The 17,863-nt window shown below is 59.8% G+C and carries 18 protein-coding genes and 1 pseudogene; all 19 read left to right on the forward strand.

Annotated elements, in window-relative coordinates; translation table 11 throughout:
• The first annotated feature begins 1 nt into the window (after window position 1).
• Complete coding sequence (locus J3349_RS11090) at window positions 2-934, forward strand: RluA family pseudouridine synthase (RefSeq protein ID WP_207677452.1); 933 nt, start codon at window positions 2-4, stop codon at window positions 932-934.
• On the forward strand, window positions 931-1,764 hold the full coding sequence (locus J3349_RS11095) for an HAD hydrolase family protein (protein ID WP_158403132.1): 834 nt from the start codon (window positions 931-933) through the stop codon (window positions 1,762-1,764). Before J3349_RS11090 ends, J3349_RS11095 begins: the two co-directional genes overlap by 4 nt.
• 78 nt (window positions 1,765-1,842) lie before the next feature.
• The gene (locus tag J3349_RS11100) at window positions 1,843-2,178 is read left to right on the forward strand and encodes a helix-hairpin-helix domain-containing protein (protein ID WP_207677453.1); all 336 of its coding nucleotides are present in this window, start codon (window positions 1,843-1,845) and stop codon (window positions 2,176-2,178) included.
• Window positions 2,179-2,211: 33 nt separating this feature from the next.
• Window positions 2,212-4,509 (forward strand): polyphosphate kinase 1, encoded by a 2,298-nt coding sequence (gene ppk1 / locus J3349_RS11105; protein WP_207677454.1) that lies wholly within the window; start codon window positions 2,212-2,214, stop codon window positions 4,507-4,509.
• A gap of 82 nt (window positions 4,510-4,591) precedes the next feature.
• Window positions 4,592-5,131, forward strand: a complete 540-nt coding sequence (locus J3349_RS11110) for a M23 family metallopeptidase (protein ID WP_207677455.1) — start codon at window positions 4,592-4,594, stop codon at window positions 5,129-5,131.
• Window positions 5,128-5,577 (forward strand): peptidase, encoded by a 450-nt coding sequence (locus J3349_RS11115; RefSeq protein WP_207677456.1) that lies wholly within the window; start codon window positions 5,128-5,130, stop codon window positions 5,575-5,577. Before J3349_RS11110 ends, J3349_RS11115 begins: the two co-directional genes overlap by 4 nt.
• Window positions 5,578-5,625: 48 nt before the next feature.
• Window positions 5,626-7,488, forward strand: a complete 1,863-nt coding sequence (locus J3349_RS11120) for a TIGR03960 family B12-binding radical SAM protein (RefSeq protein WP_158394461.1) — start codon at window positions 5,626-5,628, stop codon at window positions 7,486-7,488.
• Complete coding sequence (locus J3349_RS11125) at window positions 7,463-8,107, forward strand: TIGR03936 family radical SAM-associated protein (RefSeq protein ID WP_207677457.1); 645 nt, start codon at window positions 7,463-7,465, stop codon at window positions 8,105-8,107. Before J3349_RS11120 ends, J3349_RS11125 begins: the two co-directional genes overlap by 26 nt.
• A 204-nt stretch (window positions 8,108-8,311) precedes the next feature.
• The gene (gene rplS / locus J3349_RS11130; RefSeq protein WP_149793326.1) at window positions 8,312-8,653 is read left to right on the forward strand and encodes a 50S ribosomal protein L19; all 342 of its coding nucleotides are present in this window, start codon (window positions 8,312-8,314) and stop codon (window positions 8,651-8,653) included.
• Between the two features lie 132 nt (window positions 8,654-8,785).
• Window positions 8,786-9,328 (forward strand): signal peptidase I, encoded by a 543-nt coding sequence (gene lepB / locus J3349_RS11135; protein ID WP_149793327.1) that lies wholly within the window; start codon window positions 8,786-8,788, stop codon window positions 9,326-9,328.
• Window positions 9,325-10,248: a ribosome biogenesis GTPase YlqF gene (gene ylqF / locus J3349_RS11140; protein WP_149793328.1), complete on the forward strand. Its 924-nt coding sequence runs from the start codon at window positions 9,325-9,327 to the stop codon at window positions 10,246-10,248. Before lepB ends, ylqF begins: the two co-directional genes overlap by 4 nt.
• Window positions 10,245-10,889: a ribonuclease HII gene (locus tag J3349_RS11145; RefSeq protein ID WP_207677458.1), complete on the forward strand. Its 645-nt coding sequence runs from the start codon at window positions 10,245-10,247 to the stop codon at window positions 10,887-10,889. The genes ylqF and J3349_RS11145 overlap by 4 nt, the downstream gene beginning before the upstream one ends.
• Window positions 10,889-11,254, forward strand: coding sequence for a YraN family protein (locus J3349_RS11150; RefSeq protein ID WP_158394466.1), 366 nt, complete (start codon window positions 10,889-10,891; stop codon window positions 11,252-11,254). Before J3349_RS11145 ends, J3349_RS11150 begins: the two co-directional genes overlap by 1 nt.
• Window positions 11,255-11,351: 97 nt before the next feature.
• Entirely contained in the window at window positions 11,352-12,812 is a 1,461-nt protein-coding gene (thrC, locus tag J3349_RS11155) for a threonine synthase (RefSeq protein WP_207677459.1), read from the forward strand.
• A 28-nt stretch (window positions 12,813-12,840) separates the two neighbouring features.
• The gene (locus tag J3349_RS11160; RefSeq protein ID WP_207677460.1) at window positions 12,841-13,524 is read left to right on the forward strand and encodes a metallophosphoesterase; all 684 of its coding nucleotides are present in this window, start codon (window positions 12,841-12,843) and stop codon (window positions 13,522-13,524) included.
• A gap of 216 nt (window positions 13,525-13,740) precedes the next feature.
• Entirely contained in the window at window positions 13,741-15,057 is a 1,317-nt protein-coding gene (tig, locus tag J3349_RS11165; protein ID WP_158394469.1) for a trigger factor, read from the forward strand.
• 151 nt (window positions 15,058-15,208) lie between these two features.
• Window positions 15,209-15,808, forward strand: coding sequence for an ATP-dependent Clp endopeptidase proteolytic subunit ClpP (gene clpP, locus J3349_RS11170; protein ID WP_015564088.1), 600 nt, complete (start codon window positions 15,209-15,211; stop codon window positions 15,806-15,808).
• Window positions 15,809-15,848: 40 nt separating this feature from the next.
• Window positions 15,849-17,180, forward strand: coding sequence for an ATP-dependent Clp protease ATP-binding subunit ClpX (gene clpX, locus J3349_RS11175; RefSeq protein WP_149793333.1), 1,332 nt, complete (start codon window positions 15,849-15,851; stop codon window positions 17,178-17,180).
• A gap of 226 nt (window positions 17,181-17,406) precedes the next feature.
• Window positions 17,407-17,863, forward strand: a pseudogene (locus J3349_RS11180) (aminotransferase); the annotation flags it as partial.

The following is a 17,863-nucleotide window of genomic DNA, read 5'->3' on the forward strand; positions in this document are numbered from 1 at the left end:
CATGGAACAGCGTGAATTTATCGTGGAAGCGGAGGCCGCAGGCCAGCGCATCGACCGCTTCCTCAGCGGGGAGGACACCGGCCTTTCCCGCAGTGCGCTGCAAGGCCTCGTGGCTGACGGTCATGTGCTCTGCAACGGCAAAAGCATCGCCAAGAGCCTCAAACTCAAGGCGGGGGACACCATCCTGCTGGAAATTCCTGACGCAAAGCCTATCGAGGCTGTGCCGCAGGACATCCCGCTGGACATCGTGTACGAGGACGACCACCTTCTGGTGGTGAACAAGCCCAAGGGCATGGTCGTCCACCCGGCCCCGGGCAACCCGGACGGCACGCTCGTGAACGCCCTGCTCTGGCACTGCAAGGGCAGCCTCTCGGGCATCGGCGGTGAGATACGCCCCGGTATCGTCCACCGCATCGACAAGGACACCAGCGGCCTGCTGGTGGTGGCGAAAGATGACGCCACCCACATCGGCCTGTCCCAGCAGATGGCGGTTCACAGCGTGGAACGCGCCTACCAGACCGTTGTTTACGGCGGCTTTGCACAGGACGAGGGCTTCGTGGAAGCAAATCTGGGCCGCTCAAAGACCGACCGCAAGAAGATGGCGGTCTACCCGGCCAGCGAGCCCCACACCAAGTATGCCTACACCGGCTATAAGGTGCTGGAGCGCTTCGGCGGCTTCACCCTGCTGGAATGCCGCCTCAAGACGGGCCGCACCCATCAGATCCGCGTCCACATGGCGTCCATCCAGCATCCCGTGGCGGGCGACCCGGTGTATGGCCCCCACAACTGCATCACCAAGCTCCACGGCCAGTGTCTCCACGCAAAGACATTGGGCTTCATCCACCCCATCACAGGGGAACATCTCCGCTTCGACTCGGAGCTTCCGGAGTATTTCACCCACTTTATTGCATCGCTCAGGAGGGGGACTGTATGACGAAACTTCTCGATTCTACGCTCGTACTCTGCGATCTGGACCATCTCCTTTTGGCCGGTGACGGCAACATGCCGCAGGTCGTGCGGGATGTGCTCCAGCTGTTTTCCAGCCGGGGCGGCAGGCTGACGGTCTTCAGCCAGCGTTCGCCCCGGGCCGTCCGCGCCGTGCTGGGTGGACTGCGCCTTGCTGCGCCCGCGCTCACCTGCGGCGGTACGCTGGCCTACCGGTTCTCGGAGGGCAGCGGCCAGCCGCTGTGCAGCTTCGCGGGCTGTGAGGAATCCATCTTCAAAAAGCTGCCCGCAGCTGTGGGCCTCGGCATTGCGCTGCAGATGGCCGACGGCTCTACCCGTGTGCTGCGGATGAGCACCGCCCTCGAGCGCCATCTGCGCCGGGAGTTCACCCCCTTTACGCTGTGCAGTCCCGCCGACGTCAAGGGCGAGGACGTGCTGCGCATCCTGCTCTATCAGGACCGTCAGCAGCTGCCCATTCAGGCCTTGCTGGAAAAGGCACTGGGGGACAATGCCGCCATGCTGCGCTCGGAGCGCACCGGCATGGATGTCATGGTGCTGACACCGGGTGCCGTCTCGGCGGAAGCTATGCTGGGCGCGGTCTGTCTGCCCGTCAACTGCACGGCTGACCAGCTCACCGTCGCCGCCGGGTGCAGCCAGATGCTCGAGCTGGTCCGTCAGGCCAAGCAGAGCGTCGTTCCGGCAGATGCCCCGGTGGAGCTGCGCCTTGCTGCCAGCCAGACGACCCTGACCGACCACGACACCGGCGCAGCCGCAGAGTTTTTCTATGGCCTTGTGCGAAGTGCCGAAGCCGCATCGTAAAGATTGTGTAAAGTCTCCTGCAAATTTTCCGCAGGAGACTTTCTTTTTGGAAGGATTTCGAGTACAATGAGAGAAACTATGTTAAGCCCTGGTGAGCGCCGCTTTCTGGCACTGGCGGCAGCAGCGGCGGTCTGCATTGTCAGTCTGGCGTTCTGGTATGCCGTGCCGCCATCCCCGGCGCAGGCTTCGTCAGTGGTGGTCGAGCCTCTGCGGGAGTCCTTCCGCGTAGATCTCAATACCGCCGGGGTGGACGCTATGACCACACTGCCCGGCCTCGGGGAGAAGAAGGCGAGAGCCATTCTGGAACATCGTCTTGCCCATGGCCGGTTCCAGAGCCTCGATGAGGTGGCACAGGTGCCGGGCGTTACGCAGGATATGATAGACGAATGGCAGGGCCTCGCCTATGTGAGCTGAGAGGGGAGACCTTCTCGGGAAAAAGGAGTTATCATGAGTGAAGAGAGCATTTTTATCAACCGGGAATTGAGCTGGCTGGACTTCAACCGCCGCGTGCTGGTGCTGGGCAAGGATAAAAATGTCCCGCTGGCCGAACAGCTCAAGTTTCTGGCCATCTACGGCTCCAATCTGGACGAGTTCTTCATGGTGCGCGTCGGCTCGCTCCAGGAGCGCGCCAACCTCATGCGCGGCAAGAAGGAAAAGCGGGAAAACAAGACGAACATGACGGCGGAAGAGCAGCTTGCCGCCATCATGCCCAAGACCGCTCAGCTCCAGGAGGACTGCGACAAATACTACGCCAAAGCGCTGGAAAATCTGGCCGCCTGCGGCTACCGCAAGGTGGATTTCGACAAGCTGAGCAAAGAGGACGAGCACTTCTGGAAAAAGTATTTCCAGAGCGAGCTTTTCCCCATCCTCAGCCCCCAGATCGTGGACAGCCGCCACCCGTTCCCGTTCCTGCGCAATAAGGAAATCTATCTTGGCGTCCTCCTTCACGAAAAACACACCTCGGAGCATACCCTCGGCATCGTACCCATCTCAAGCCAGATGGAGCGGATGCATTTCGTCCGGAAGGACAATGAGACCTGCTTTGCCCTGACGGAGGAGCTGGTGCTCCATTATGCGGCCCTCATCTTCGGAAAGGAGAACGTGCAGGAAAAGTGCCTCTTCCGGGTCACCCGCAACGCCGACATCGACGTGAAAGAGGGCATGATGGACCATGACATCGACTACCGCGAGATCATGGCCGATCTGCTCAAGCGCCGCCGCAAGCTGGCCGCCGTCCGTCTGCAGGTCATCCCCGCCGCACCGCAGGTCGCTCAGCTGCTCTGCAGCCGTCTCGAGCTGACCCACAAGCGGGTCTTCGTCCAGAAGAGTCCTCTTGACCTGAGTTTCTTCTACAAGCTCACCTCCCGCATGGAGTCCGACGGCCACCCCGAGCTGTTCTATACGCCTGCCCGGCCTATGCTGCCCCCGCAGGACTATGAACTTGCCGCCGAGGTGGAAAAGCACGATGTGTTGTTGAGTTACCCGTACCAGTCCATCCGCCCCTTTATTGCGATGCTGAAAAAGGCCGCGCAGGACCCCGACGTCATCTCCATCAAGATGACGCTCTACCGCATGGCCCGCGAGTCTCAAATCGTACAGGCCCTCGTGGAAGCCGCCGAGAACGGCAAGGAAGTCGTGGCGCTGGTGGAGCTGCGCGCCCGCTTTGACGAACAGAACAACATCGACTGGTCGAAGCACCTTGAAGAGGCCGGATGTACGGTCATCTATGGCTTTGACGACTACAAAGTCCACTCCAAGCTGACTCTCATCACCAAAAAGAGCGCCCACGGCTACTCCTACATCACCCAGATCGGCACCGGAAACTACAACGAGAAGACCAGTGAGCTTTATACCGACTACTCCTTCATCACCGCCGACCTCGGCATCGGCGAGGAAGCGTCCAACGTCTTCCAGAACCTTGCCGTGCAGAAACTGACGGAAGAAAGCGAAAAAATGCTGGTGGCACCCCTCCGCTTCAAGAGCGTGCTGCTGGATGAGATGGACCGGGTCATCAACGCTGCCCGTCTGGGCCGCCCGGCTTCCATGATTTTGAAGAACAACTCCATCTCTGACCGTGACATCATCTTAAAGCTCGAGGAAGCCAGCTGTGCCGGTGTCCGCATCGACATGATCGTCCGCGGCATCTGCTGCGTCCGTGCCGGTGTGCCGGGCAAGACCGAAAACCTCCACATCCGCAGCCTCGTGGGCCGCTACCTCGAGCATGGCCGAATCTACAGCTTCTATGACGGCGTGAACACCCGCATCTATATCGCATCCGGCGACTTTCTCACCCGCAACACCGAGTGCCGCGTGGAAGTCGGCGTCCGGGTAGAAGACCCCGTGCTGAAGGAGAAACTCGACAGCATCCTCCGCCTCCAGCTCAGCGACAACGTCAACGCCCGCGAGATGCAGCCGGACGGCAGCTACCAGAAAGTCAAGCCCGCCCCCGGCGAGCCGCTGGTGAACAGCCAGATGGGAATGTACGACCTTCTCCGCGACGACTGGACGGCCCGCGACAAAGCGCCTGCACCGGCCTCTGTCGTCGAGACGCCGAAGCCCCAGCCCGTCAAGGCTCCGGAAAAGCCTGCCGTACCGGCAAAGGCAGTACCTCAACCCGTAGAACCGGAAAAACAGCCAGTACAGCCGGAAAAGGCCGCTCCCGCCCCGATGCCCATCGTCGTCACCGAGAGCCGCCCCCGACGCACCGGTCTGCTGAGCCGCCTGCTCGAGCACTTCCTGAAATAATCCCCGATGCCGCTGGCCTGCAAGGCTGGCGGCATTTTATATTGTCCTGCCGCATACAGTACAGGAAACAGGAGGGACGCCGATGGGGACAAGACAGCATAAAACAAAGGGATGGGTGATTTTTGCGGTGTTCTGCGCTGTCCTGTTCTGCGTGGCCGCTCTGCGGGCCTGTGCCGCAAAAGCCGCGCCTGAGGGCTGTTCGCTGAAACGGGTAAGGCCCGCGCAGACGGCCTGCTTCCCGCTGGGTACGACGGCATGGCGGGTCTCGGACGCCTACGGCTGGCGCACCGACCCCATCACCGGCGAAGAGGCGTTCCATCGCGGCACGGACCTTGCATGTTCGGAAGGCACGCTGGTGCTGGCCGCAATGAACGGCGTCGTCATTGCCGCCCGGCGGAGCGCGACCTACGGCAACTACCTCTGCCTGAGCCACAGCGGCGGGCAGGAGACGCTTTACGCCCATCTGCAATACCTCTTCGTTCGGGCCGGAGAGGTGGTGCAGGCAGGTCAGCCGCTGGGGACAGCGGGGGAGACGGGCCGCTCCACCGGGGCGCACCTTCATTTTGAGCTTCTGGAACAGGGCGTCCGCTATGATGCGGGGGCTCTGCTGGGCCTGCCATGAGGCGGCTCGTCCGGCTGGGGCCGCTGGTGTTCCGTGACCCGCTGCTGCTCTGCGGGGCGCTGTATCTGCTGCTCTGGTTCGACGCCAGCGGCTTCCTGCGCATCGGTCTGTGCGCCGCTATCCTCCACGAAATGGGGCATATCTTCGTCTATCTGCTCCTGTTCCGGCGTTTTCCCGTCATCGAAGTGACCATGACCGGTTTCTGTATGCGGACATGGGGTCAGACCCTCACCCGGGGTCAGACCTTTCTGCTCGCTGCCGCCGGGCCGGGCATGAATGGCCTCTTGGCCGCCATTTGGGCAATGAGAATGGAGCAGTGTGCGACCATCCGGGGCAGTGCGTTCCTTGCGGCCAATCTGCTCACCGGGGCGTTCAACCTTCTGCCTGTCCCACCGCTGGATGGAGCTCAAATGCTGCGATGTCTGTTGCAATCTTCGCCCAAATAGGGTAATATATATAAATATACAATCCGTGTTGTTAAATGGAGGAACTTGATGTTTGATCCGAAACTGAAAGAAGCGCTGTCCCGGGTGCAGAAGCCGGGCCGTTACACCGGCGGCGAACCGGGCAGCGTCTATAAAAATAAAGACGAGGTAGACGTCCGCTTCGCGTTCTGCTTCCCGGACACCTACGAAGTGGGCATGTCCTTTCTGGGCGAAAAAATCCTCTACGAGCTGCTGAACAGCCACGAAAACTGGTGGTGTGAGCGCGCCTTTATGCCGTGGCTGGATATGAAGGCTGAGATGGAGCGCCTGAGCCTGCCCCTCTACACGATGGAGAGCAAAGACCCCCTCACGGCTTTCGACGCTGTGGGCTTTACGCTCCAATATGAGCTGTCCTACACCAACATCCTCGCCATGCTGGATCTGGCGGGCATCCCGTTCTACTCGAAAGACCGTGACGAGAGCTGGCCTCTCATCGTGGCAGGCGGCCCCTGTGCCTGCAACTCCGAGCCCATCGCCGACTTCTTCGACGTCGTCCAGCTGGGCGAGGGCGAAAACCAGCTGCCCGGCATCTGCGCCGAAATCGAAAAGGCCAAGAAAGAGGGCGGCGTCTCCAAGAAAGAGCTGCTGCTCCGCATTGCAAGGATCCCCGGCGTCTATATCCCGGCTTTCTACGACATCGAATACTACGACGATGGCCGCGTCAAGTCCATCACTCCCAACGAGCCGGGCATCCCGGCGGTCATCACCAAGGCCATCATCAAGAACCTGAACGACTTTGCGCCCCCGACCAACTTCGTCGTCCCGATGGTGGGTGCCATCCAGGACCGCGCCAGCGTCGAGGTGCTGCGCGGCTGTGTGCGCGGCTGTCGGTTCTGTCAGGCAGGCTTCCTCTACCGCCCCATGCGCCAGCGCGACGCCAGCCTGCTGAACAAGGCCGCACAGGACCTCTGCGCCAACACCGGCTACGAGGAGCTGAGCCTTTCCAGCCTGTCCACCTCTGACCACAGCCAGCTCGAAGAGCTGCTGGACGATTTGAACGAGTGGGCGCCGAAAGAGCACGTCAGCCTTTCGCTGCCCTCTCTGCGGATGGACAACTTCTCCCAGAGCCTCATTGAAAAAACCACCAAGGTGCGCAAGAGCGGCCTGACCTTTGCCGCTGAGGCCGGGACCCAGCGCCTGCGCGACGTCATCAATAAGAACGTCACCTGGGACGAAATCGAAAAGACCTGCTCGCTGGCCTTTGCCAACGGCTACACCTCCGTCAAGCTCTACTTCATGATGGGCCTTCCCACCGAGACGATGGAGGACATCGAGGGCATCGCCGAGACCGCTCAGAAAGTGGTCGATTTGTTCTACTCCAATCCCAAGCACGCCAAGGGCCGCGGCGTGCAGGTGACCATCAGCTGCGCCTGCTTCGTGCCGAAGCCCCACACCCCTTTCCAGTTCGTCCCGATGGATACCGAAGAGATGCTGCAGGCCAAGCAGAAGCACCTGCTCGAAAGCGTCCACAGCCGCAAAATCAAGGTCAACTACCACGACAGCACCACCAGCTTCCTCGAGGGCGTATTTGCCAAGGGCGACCGCCGCTTGGCTCCCGTCATCCTCGAGGCCTACAAGCGCGGCTGCTATTTTGACGGCTGGGAAGAGTGCTTCAAGTACGACACCTGGATGCAGGTCTTCGAGGACATGGGCATTGACCCCAAGTTCTACTGCCAGCGCGCGATCGGTCTGGACGAAGTGACCCCGTGGAGCCACATGGACTACGGCGTCACCCACGAATATCTGGTGCGGGAGTACAACAAGGCCCTCGCGGCTCAGACCACTCAGCCCTGCAACCGTGCCTGCCACGGCTGCGGCGCAAACCATCTGTTAGGAGGACCGTGCTTTGATTACAGTAAGGATCTCGTTTAAGAAGATGAACGAAGCCTCCTACATCTCCCTGCTGGATATGCAGCGGGTGATGCAGCGGGTGCTCAAGCGCAGCGGCCTGCCGGTGTGGCATACGCTGGGCTTTAATCCCCACATCTATATGACTTTTGCCTGCCCGCTCTCGCTGGGGCAGGAGAGCCAGTGCGAGTGCGTGGATGTCAAGACCGAGGCCGAAAACCCCGATTTTGCCCAGTGGCAGACGGCGCTGAACGCCATCATGCCTGCCGGAATCGAGGTCTACCGCGTGGAACCGGTGAAGATGAAGGCCGACGCCATCGCTTACGCCTGCTACCGCATCCGCTACCCGGCATACGCCGCGGAAAAGCTTGCGCAGTACAACTCCCTCGACAGCGTGCCGGTGGAGAAAAAGAGCAAGCGCGGCGTCAGGATGGTCGAGATGAAGGAATATGTCCCCACTCTCGAGCTTGAGACGGAAGGGGAGAACGTAAGCTTTGCGGTCTGCCTGCCTGCCTCGCAGGACCTGAACCTGAACCCCTCGCTGCTGACGGCGGCGCTGGAAGCAAAATTCGGGGTCCCGGCGGCGAACGCCTCTATCCTGCGCACCGAATTTCTGACGGCAGATAAGCGGAAGTTCGAGTAAGAACGGTCTATCAAAGCCAGAGCGAAAATTTTTGCATAAATTTGCCCGAAACGCTTGCTTTTACGGGCGGTTTGTGCTATCCTATTAAGGCGTTAGTGTCCGCTGAGACCACAGCGGGGTTAATGACACATATCATTAAACGGGCGGTCCTCTGACGGCAGTCCGCCGTGTATGAACGTCTAAAAACAAATGGAGGAATTCAAAATGGACGCACTGAAGATTATTTCTGAAGGCAGCATCAAGGCTGAGAAGCCCCAGTTCAACGTCGGCGATACCGTCCGCGTTGATGTTCGTATCAAGGAAGGCGAGCGCGAGCGTATCCAGGCTTTCGAGGGTACCGTCATTGCTAAGAAGCACGGCGGCGTCGCAGAGACCTTTACCGTTCGCCGCGTTTCCTACGGCGTCGGCATCGAGCGTGTCTTCCCCATCAACAGCCCCTTCGTCGAGAAGGTCACTGTTGTCCGTAAGGGCAAGGTCCGCCGCGCAAAGCTGTTCTACCTGCGTGGTCGTACCGGCAAGGCTGCCAAGGTCAAGAGCGATATTTGATGATTCCCCGTTTCAAAGCGGGAGAAAAGGGGACAACTCGTTTGTCCCCTTTTTTCTGTTATACGGCGCTTTTGGAGCAGAGACAAAGAAAATAAAAACGGGCAGAAGCCCGGATAAAGAGGTGCATCGGATATGGAACAGTCACAGCCTGCTGTCCGTGGTCAGGGCCTGCTGGAATGGTACGAAGCGCTTATTTCGGCGGCGCTGGTGCTGGTGCTGGTGTTTTCCTTTTTCTTCCGTATCATTCAGGTGGACGGCGAGTCGATGGTGCCTACGCTGGAAAACGGCGATAAACTCGTCGTCTGGGGCGCAGGCTATGAGCCTCAGCGGGGCGATGTGGTCATCGTGGACAGCTACACCAGCTATGGCCGCCCCCTGGTCAAACGTGTCATCGCCAAAGGCGGCGACACCATCTCCATCGACTATGCCACCGGAACGGTAGAGGTCAATGGAAAGGTGCTGGAAGAGGATTACATCGCAGAGCCGACCTATCTGGGCTATGATGTGGAGTTCCCGTACACTGTGCCTGAGGGGACGGTGTTCGTGATGGGAGACAACCGCAACGCCTCGCTGGACAGCCGCTCGAGCTATGTCGGCTGCATCGACGAACAGGATATACTGGGCAAAGTGCTGCTCTGCTTTTTGCCCTTTTCGGATTTTGGAGTAGTAAAATGAACAATCAGGACACCCGGTTTGCAAACCAATATGCCATCCAGTGGTTCCCGGGCCATATGGCCAAGACGCTGCGGATGATGGAGCAGGAGATCCAGCACGTTGACGCAAGCCTTGTACTGCTGGACGCCCGCATCCCGCTGTCCAGCCTCAACCCGGAGATCGAGCGCATCACGGCCCGCAAGCCCAAGCTCTATGCGTTGAATAAAGCGGATCTCGCCGACCCCGCCGTGACGGAAGAGTGGATACGCTACTTCCACGAGGCAGACGCGGGCTGTGTCGCCATCAGCGCCAAGCAGAAAGGCGGCGCAAACGCTGTCAAGGCCGCGATCGAAAAGGAACTGTCCGGCCTGCTGGCACGCCGCCAGAACCGCGGCATGGCCGGTGCCAAGACGCAGGTCATGCTCTGCGGCATCCCTAATGTGGGCAAATCCACCTTCATCAATACCTTCGCAGGCTCTGCCCGCGCCAAGGCGGCTGACCGTCCCGGCGTGACCAAGGGCAAGCAGTGGGTCAGCACCGAAAAGTTCGACCTGCTGGATATGCCCGGTGTGCTCTGGAAGAAGTTCGATTCTAAGACCATCGCCTCGAATCTGGCCTTCATCGGCTCCATCAAGGATGACATCCTTGATGTCGAGGAGCTGGCCATGAACCTTTTGGATGAGGTGCGCCGCAACTATCCCGACCTCGTGGCCCAGCGCTACAAGCTGGATGCCGAGACGCTGGCTCTGCCGCCCTACGAGCTGATGGAAGCCATCGGCCGCAAGCGCGGTCTGCTGGTGCGGGGCGGCGAGGTGAACACCGAGCGCTGTGCCGTGATGCTGGTGGATGAGTTCCGCGCCTGCAAGTGGGGCCGCATCTCCCTCGAACGCCCGCCGCAGCGGGACGACATGGCCGACTTTGCCGAGGAGGATGAGGAATGAAGCGCCGGACGGATGAGGAGATCTCCGCGCCGCTCTACGCCTACGATGCCGACATCCGGGCACAGTACGGCTGTTTTGCGGGCGTAGACGAGGCAGGCCGCGGCCCGCTGTGCGGCCCGGTCTGTGTGGCCGCCTGCATCCTTGACCCGGAGGCTCCGGTCTACGGCATCAACGACTCCAAGAAGCTGAGCGAGAAAAAGCGGGAAGCTCTTTTCGACCAAATCGTTGAAAAGGCATTGGCTTACAAGATCGTCTTCGTCGGCCCCGACATCATCGACCGCGACAATATCCTGAATGCCACCATGAGCGGGATGCGTCAGGCCGTGGAGGGGCTGGACATCGTGCCGAACCTCGTCCTTGTGGATGGCAACCGCATCCCGGCCGGGCTGACCATGCCCGCACAGCCGGTGGTGAAGGGCGACGCCACCAGCGCCAGCATCGGCGCAGCGTCCATTCTGGCCAAAGTCAGCCGTGACCGCTATATGCTGGAGCTGGACAAGCAGTACCCCCAGTATCAGCTGGCAAAGCACAAGGGCTACGGCACCAAGCTCCACTACGAGCTCATTGCCCAGTACGGCATTCAGCCGTTCTACCGCCGCAGCTTCCTCAAAAAGCAGGGCTACTGGCCCGAGGGCAAGTGATGGACCGGGCCGAGACAGGCCGCAGGGGAGAAGCAGCCGCCGCGCGTTTCTACGAGAAACAGGGCGCGGCCCTCATCACCCACAATTATCACACCCGGATGGGGGAGATAGACCTCATCCTACGGGAACCGGACGGAACACTGGTGTTCTGCGAGGTAAAGACCCGCGCCAAAGACTCTCTGGATACCCCCGCTGCGGCGGTCAACGCCGCCAAGCAGCGCCGTATCATCGCATCCGCCGCATGGTATCTCCAAAGCACCCATCAGAGCGACGAGCCGGTGCGTTTCGACGTGGCCGAAGTCGTCCCTCTTGACAGCGGGCGCTGGATGGTACATATTATAAAGGGTGCTTTTTGCGCGAAATAGCAGGAAGTGCCGGTGGGAAAAGGCAGAAAAAGGCTCTGGGCCGCTGCCGCACGACGAGGCCAAGTGATGGGCCTTCTGGCAAAAAGGAGCGATAACGATGAAATTTTTCAGCACGAGAGACCATTCCCGCATTGTGACCGCCTCTCAGGCGATCGCACAGGGCCTGTCGGATGAGGGCGGCCTGTTCGTCCCGGAAAGCTTTCCGCAGGTGGACGTGGAGGCATTGTGCCAGCTGGATTATCCGGAGCTGGCCGCTGCCGTCGTCAGCGAATATCTGACCGACTACTCGAAAGACTTCCTCGCTGAGGCTGCTCGCACGACTTATGGTGAGGCCTTTGGCGGCAAGGCCGGTTATCTGGCCCCGGTGGAGGGCGATACCTATGCCCTTGAGCTGTGGCACGGCCCGACCTGCGCCTTCAAGGATTATGCCCTTCAGCTGATGCCGAAACTCCTCGTGGAAGCAAAGAAGAACCTCTCCCGCACCGAAAAGACCCTCATCCTCGTGGCGACCAGCGGCGACACCGGCAAGGCCGCACTGGACGGCTACCATGACATCCCGGGCGTCGAGATCGCCGTGTTCTACCCCACGGGCGGCACCAGCGAGATCCAGCGTCTGCAGATGGCCACGCAGGAGGGTGCAAATGTCGCCGTTTATGCCGTGCGCGGCAATTTCGACGACGCCCAGACCGGCGTGAAGAAGGTCTTCGGTGATAAAGCCATTGCGGCCAGACTGGCCGAGCGGAACATCCGCCTTTCCAGTGCCAATTCCATCAACTGGGGCCGCCTCGTGCCGCAGATCGTCTATTACTTCGCCGCTTATGCCCAGCTGCTCAAGGCGGGAAAGATCAGCTTTGGCGACAAGGTCGATTTCTGCGTCCCCACCGGCAACTTCGGCGATATTCTGGCCGGCTACTATGCAAAGCAGATGGGCCTGCCCGTCGGCAAGCTGGTCTGCGCCTCCAACCAGAACAACGTCCTGACCGACTTCCTCTCCACCGGCACTTACACTGCAAAGCGGGAGTTCTATAAGACTACTTCGCCCAGCATGGACATCCTCGTGTCCTCGAACCTTGAGCGCCTGCTCTACCACGTCACCGGCAGCGATGCCGAAGTGGCCGGCCTGATGAAGAGCCTGAACGAGACGGGCCGCTACACCGTCCGTCCCGAGACGCTGAAGGCCATTCAGGAGAGCTTCGACTGCGGCTGGAGCAGTGAGGAACAGGTGGCAGGGGAGATCCGCGCCCGCTACGAGAAGGACGGCTACCTCTGCGATACCCATACGGCGGTGGCTTTCCATGTTGCCGCTCAGAAGAAACGGGACGGCGTGCCGATGGTGGTGCTTTCCACCGCCTCGCCCTTCAAGTTCCCGCGCAGCGTGCTGGAAGCTCTGGGCCACACTGCCCCGGATAACGACTTCGAGGCCATGCAGGCGCTGGAAGAGGCTACCGGCCGCACCGCTCCCGCAAGTCTCGCCGTCCTGCGGCAGAAGGCCGAGCGGTTCAGCACCGTCATCGACCCGGCTCAGATCGCAGAGGTGGCACTGGGCTGTCAGGCATGACGAAAACCAGAACAGGAGTAAATAAACTATGGCACTTTTTGTGCTTGGCGATACCCACCTTTCCCTGGGCGGCTCCAAGCCGATGGACGTTTTCCCCGGCTGGAACGGCTATGTGAAACGGCTGGAGGCCAACTGGCGCAAGCTCGTAAAGCCCGAGGATACCATTGTCCTTGCAGGCGACATCAGCTGGGCCATGCGTCTCACCGATACCCGCAAAGATTTCGGATTTCTGCAGCAGCTGCCCGGCCAGAAGCTCATCATGAAGGGCAATCACGACTATTGGTGGACCACCGCCAACAAGATGAACGCCTACCTGAAAGCCGAGGGCTTCGATACGCTCCACATCCTGCACAACAACTCCTACTCTGTGGAGGGCTACGCCATCTGCGGCACCCGGGGCTGGCTGTTCGATGTGGGGGAGCCTCACGACGAAAAGGTGATGAATCGGGAGATAGGCCGCTTGAAGATGAGCCTCGACGCCGCAGAACCCGGGCTGGAAAAGCTGGTGTTCCTGCATTACCCGCCGGTCTACACCGGCACCAGCGCCCCCGAGATCGTGGCGACGCTGAGAGCCTACGGCATCAGGACCTGCTACTACGGCCATCTGCACGGCAATGCCATCCGCTATGCGGTGCAGGGCGATGTGGACGGCATCCGCTACAAGCTTGTCAGCGCTGATGGTCTGCGGTTCTGCCCCTACCGCATCAACTGAGGCAGAGACCAAAATAGCAGAAATGACAAAAAGTCAAAATTTGGGGTGGCAATTCTATCACGACCGTGCTATAATAGGTTGTGACGCGATTGTTGCACCCAATTTGAGCGCGCGCGTCCCCGCATTTCGCAAACAGCAAGGACGCGGTGCGCGGTTGCAGGCGGCAGTTTTCCCGCTGCCCCAACGCAATAGAATATTTGAGTGGAGGATACACAAATGAATTTCATCAAGTGCGAAAAGCTCGAGAAGAGCATGGCAGAGTTGCAGTTCTCCATCGACGCTGAGGCTTTCAAGGCTGCAGTTGCCGATGTTTTCAAGAAGGAGGGCAAGAAGTACCCTGTTCAGGGCTTCCGCAAGGGCAAGGCTCCCAAGGCTCTTATCGAGAAGATGTACGGCGCTGATGTCTTTACCTACGACGCCATCAACGAGCTGTTCCCCGCAGCTTACGAAGAGGCTGTCAAGGCTGCCGGCATCGAGCCGGTCGGCCGTCCTGAGGTCAGCGTTGACTCCGCCAGCGAGGCTGAGGGCGCTACCCTGACCGTCAAGGTCGCTGTCAAGCCCGAAGTCAAGATCGGCGCATACAATGGTCTGACCGTTGAGAAGACTGTCCATACTGTTTCTGACGAGGCTGTTGAGGCCGAGCTGAAGCGTGTGCAGGAGCGCAACGCCCGTGAGCTGACCCGCGAGGGTGCTGCTGAGAACGGCGACATCGTGGACATCGACTTCGAGGGCTTTGTGGATGGCGTCGCATTCGAGGGCGGCAAGGCTGAGCACTACAGCCTGACCCTGGGCAGCGGCAGCTTCATCCCCGGCTTCGAGGATCAGATCGTCGGCCACGCTGCTGGCGAGGAGTTCGACGTCAACGTCACCTTCCCCGAGCAGTATCAGGCTGCTGAGCTGGCTGGCAAGCCCGCTGTCTTCAAGATCAAGCTGCACGAGGTCAAGTACAAGGAGCTGCCCGCTCTGGACGACGAGCTGGCTAAGGACTGCTCCGAGTACGACACTCTGGACGAGTTCAAGGCTTCCATCCGTAAGAACAACCAGGAGCAGCTGGACAAGCAGGATGACCTGGCTGTCGAGAACGCTCTGGTCGATCAGGTCATCGACGGCATGGAGGCTGAGATCCCCCAGGCTATGTACGATGTCCGCATGGACGAGCTGGTCAACGACTTTGCTTTCCGCATGGAGCAGCAGGGCCTGCGCCTCGAGGACTACCTGAAGTATATGGGTCAGTCCATCGACCAGTTCCGTGCTTCCTTCATGCCTCAGGCTGAGAAGCAGGTCAAGATCCGTCTGGCTCTGGAGGCTGTCGCAGCTGCCGAGAACATCGAGGCTTCTGAGGACGAGCTGAACGCAGAGGTCAAGCGCATCGCTGACCAGTACAAGATGGAAGAGGACAAGGTCCGCGAGCTCATCAATGTCGATGAGGTGAAGCACGACCTGGCCATCAACAAGGCTATTGACTTCATCAAGAGCCACGCTAACGTCGTGGAGAAGGCCGCTGAGGCCGAGAAGACCGAGGACGCTCAGTAATTCTGGCGCACAAGGTCACACAGGGCAGGGAGTAATTCCGGCTCTGTAAGCTAAGGTTGTTGAAATTGACCGATACGGCTACGGCCCATGTGCGCTTGCCGTATCGGTCAATTTTGCAAATACAATAATTTTCATTCAGGAGGCGAACCCTATGAGTTTTGTTCCTTACGTTGTCGAGCAGTCGGCGCACGGGGAGCGTTCCTACGATATTTTCTCCCGTCTGCTGAACGACCGCATCATTGTGCTGAGCGAGGATGTCAACGACACCTCTGCCAGCCTTGTCGTGGCACAGCTGCTGTATCTGGAAGGGCAGGATCCCGATAAGGACATCAGCCTGTATATCAACAGCCCCGGCGGCTCCATCAGCGCAGGTATGGCCATCCACGATACCATCCAGTATATCAAGTGCGATGTCTCCACCATCTGCATGGGCATGGCTGCCTCGATGGGCGCATTCCTGCTGGCCAGCGGCACCAAGGGCAAGCGCTTCGCTCTGCCCAACGCTGAGATCATGATCCACCAGCCGCTGATTGCAGGCGGTCAGGGCGGCGGTCTGTCCGGACAGGCTACCGACATCAAGATCCACGCGGATCACATCATCCGCACCCGCGCCAAGATGAACCGGCTGCTCAGCGAGTACACCGGCCAGCCGCTGGAAAAGGTGGAGCAGGATACCGAGCGCGACAACTTCCTTTCTGCGCAGGAGGCCAAAGAATACGGCCTCATTGATGAGGTCATCACCCACCGCTGAGCGGCAGAAAGCAATACACCCAGGATAAGGAAAAACGGTTATGGCTAATAACAATTCCGGCAGAGATAAAAACGAAAAGGATCTGGTCTGCAGCTTCTGCGGCAAACATCAGGACGAAGTGGAGCGGATGATCATCGGCCCCGGCGTGAACATCTGCAGCGAATGCATCGGCCTCTGCGCCGACCTGCTCTCGGACAAGCCGGATCATCCGGGCAGCAACAGCTCCCGCCCCAGCCGCGGCAGCGCCAGCCGGGCGCGTATCCAGCCCGCAGATGATCTCGCCATCAATATCAAGACCCCCGCAGAGATCAAGGAGGGTCTGGACCAGTATGTCATCGGTCAGGACGAGGCCAAGCGTGTGCTGGCTGTCTCGGTCTACAACCACTATAAGCGCATCCTGAGCGGCAAGGGCGCAGACGTTGAACTGCAGAAGTCCAACGTCCTGCTGCTGGGACCCTCCGGTGTCGGCAAGACCCTGCTGGCCCAGACGCTGGCCAAGATGCTGGGCGTTCCCTTCGCCATCGCAGACGCTACCACCCTGACGGAGGCCGGCTATGTGGGCGAGGACGTCGAGAACATCCTGCTCAAGCTCATCCAGGCCGCAGACTTCGACGTCCAGAAGGCTCAGATCGGCATCATCTATATTGATGAGATCGACAAGATCACCCGCAAGAGTGAGAATCCCTCCATCACCCGCGACGTGGGCGGTGAAGGTGTGCAGCAGGCTCTGTTGAAGATCTTGGAAGGCACCGTCAGCAATGTCCCCCCGCAGGGCGGCCGCAAGCACCCCCAGCAGGAGTTCATCCAAATCGACACCACCAACATCCTCTTCATCTGCGGCGGTGCGTTCGACGGTCTGGATAAGTATATCCTCCGCCGCACCGACAAGTCCGCACTGGGCTTTGGCAGTGCGCTGAAGGATAACTCCAGCGAGGCTGAAAAGGCCCTGCTGCGGAAGGTCGAACCCCACGACCTCGTCAAGTTCGGCCTCATCCCCGAGCTTATCGGCCGTCTGCCGGTCATCACCGTGCTGGACGACCTGGACGAGGATGCATTGGTGCGCGTGCTGAAGGAGCCCCGCAACAGTCTGGTCAAGCAGTATAAAGAACTGCTGTCGATGGACAATGTGGAGCTGGACATCACCGACGAGGCTCTCCATGCCATCGCCCGCAAGACCATTGAGCGCAAGACTGGTGCCCGCGGCCTGCGCAGCGTGATGGAGAACATCCTCATGCCCATCATGTACGATGTGCCGAACGACCCCACCATCATCCGCGTCACCATCGACGAGGACACCGTGGAGGGCGGCGAAGCGCACATGGAGTACGGTGCGGTGCGCAAGCGCTATAAGAGTCAGACTTCCCTGAGCTGAGCGTCAGCGCACAGTAGGGAAGAGCAGCCCCGCTGAAAGCTTTTTGCTTTTTGGCGGGGCTTTTTTGTGCCATCTGACTTGTTTCCGAGACCAATTTGTAGTAAACTATAAAAGTCTGGAACTGCGAGGGGAATACCGGGACGGTCCACTGGCATGGGACTGCTCTGCGGATGGCAGCGCCGGACATTTTGTGGGAAACAGAAAGTACGATAAAGGAGTGTGTGTTATGGCAAATTATTTTGAGATGACCCGCGACGAACTGACTGCTGAGAAGGCAGCTCTGGAAGAAAAGTACAAGAAATTTCAGGCAATGGGCCTGAAGCTGAATATGGCCCGTGGCAAGCCCGGCCCTCACCAGATGGACCTGGCAATGGGTCTGCTGCAGATGACCGATTACACCACCGACGCCGGCACCGATGCCCGCAACTACGGCGACCTTGAGGGCCTGCACGAGGCCCGTGAGCTGTTCGGCGACGTGATGGGTGTCAAGCCTGAGGAAGTCTTTGTGGGCGGCAACTCCAGCCTGCAGATCATGTACAACCTCATCTCTATGGGCTACTGCTTCGGCTTCCCCGAGTCTCCCTGTCCCTGGTCTCAGGTAGAGAAGCGCAAGTTCCTCTGCCCGGTACCCGGCTATGACCGCCACTTCGCCATCACCGAGGAGTTCGGTTTTGAGCTCATCA

Source organism: Faecalibacterium sp. Marseille-P9590, assembly GCF_017377665.1.
Classification (GTDB): domain Bacteria; phylum Bacillota; class Clostridia; order Oscillospirales; family Ruminococcaceae; genus Faecalibacterium.

Bases quoted from the DNA above. Each gene is read 5' to 3' on its own strand.
- J3349_RS11095 (WP_158403132.1), top strand. From the start codon at position 931: ATGACGAAACTTCTCGATTCTACGCTCGTACTCTGCGATCTGGACCAT.
- rplS (WP_149793326.1), top strand. From the start codon at position 8,312: ATGGACGCACTGAAGATTATTTCTGAAGGCAGCATCAAGGCTGAGAAG.
- clpX (WP_149793333.1), top strand. From the start codon at position 15,849: ATGGCTAATAACAATTCCGGCAGAGATAAAAACGAAAAGGATCTGGTC.
- J3349_RS11115 (WP_207677456.1), top strand. From the start codon at position 5,128: ATGAGGCGGCTCGTCCGGCTGGGGCCGCTGGTGTTCCGTGACCCGCTG.
- clpP (WP_015564088.1), top strand. From the start codon at position 15,209: ATGAGTTTTGTTCCTTACGTTGTCGAGCAGTCGGCGCACGGGGAGCGT.
- J3349_RS11120 (WP_158394461.1), top strand. From the start codon at position 5,626: ATGTTTGATCCGAAACTGAAAGAAGCGCTGTCCCGGGTGCAGAAGCCG.
- J3349_RS11160 (WP_207677460.1), top strand. From the start codon at position 12,841: ATGGCACTTTTTGTGCTTGGCGATACCCACCTTTCCCTGGGCGGCTCC.
- J3349_RS11145 (WP_207677458.1), top strand. From the start codon at position 10,245: ATGAAGCGCCGGACGGATGAGGAGATCTCCGCGCCGCTCTACGCCTAC.
- J3349_RS11150 (WP_158394466.1), top strand. From the start codon at position 10,889: ATGGACCGGGCCGAGACAGGCCGCAGGGGAGAAGCAGCCGCCGCGCGT.
- ylqF (WP_149793328.1), top strand. From the start codon at position 9,325: ATGAACAATCAGGACACCCGGTTTGCAAACCAATATGCCATCCAGTGG.
- tig (WP_158394469.1), top strand. From the start codon at position 13,741: ATGAATTTCATCAAGTGCGAAAAGCTCGAGAAGAGCATGGCAGAGTTG.
- J3349_RS11110 (WP_207677455.1), top strand. From the start codon at position 4,592: ATGGGGACAAGACAGCATAAAACAAAGGGATGGGTGATTTTTGCGGTG.
- thrC (WP_207677459.1), top strand. From the start codon at position 11,352: ATGAAATTTTTCAGCACGAGAGACCATTCCCGCATTGTGACCGCCTCT.
- ppk1 (WP_207677454.1), top strand. From the start codon at position 2,212: ATGAGTGAAGAGAGCATTTTTATCAACCGGGAATTGAGCTGGCTGGAC.
- J3349_RS11090 (WP_207677452.1), top strand. From the start codon at position 2: ATGGAACAGCGTGAATTTATCGTGGAAGCGGAGGCCGCAGGCCAGCGC.
- lepB (WP_149793327.1), top strand. From the start codon at position 8,786: ATGGAACAGTCACAGCCTGCTGTCCGTGGTCAGGGCCTGCTGGAATGG.
- J3349_RS11100 (WP_207677453.1), top strand. From the start codon at position 1,843: ATGTTAAGCCCTGGTGAGCGCCGCTTTCTGGCACTGGCGGCAGCAGCG.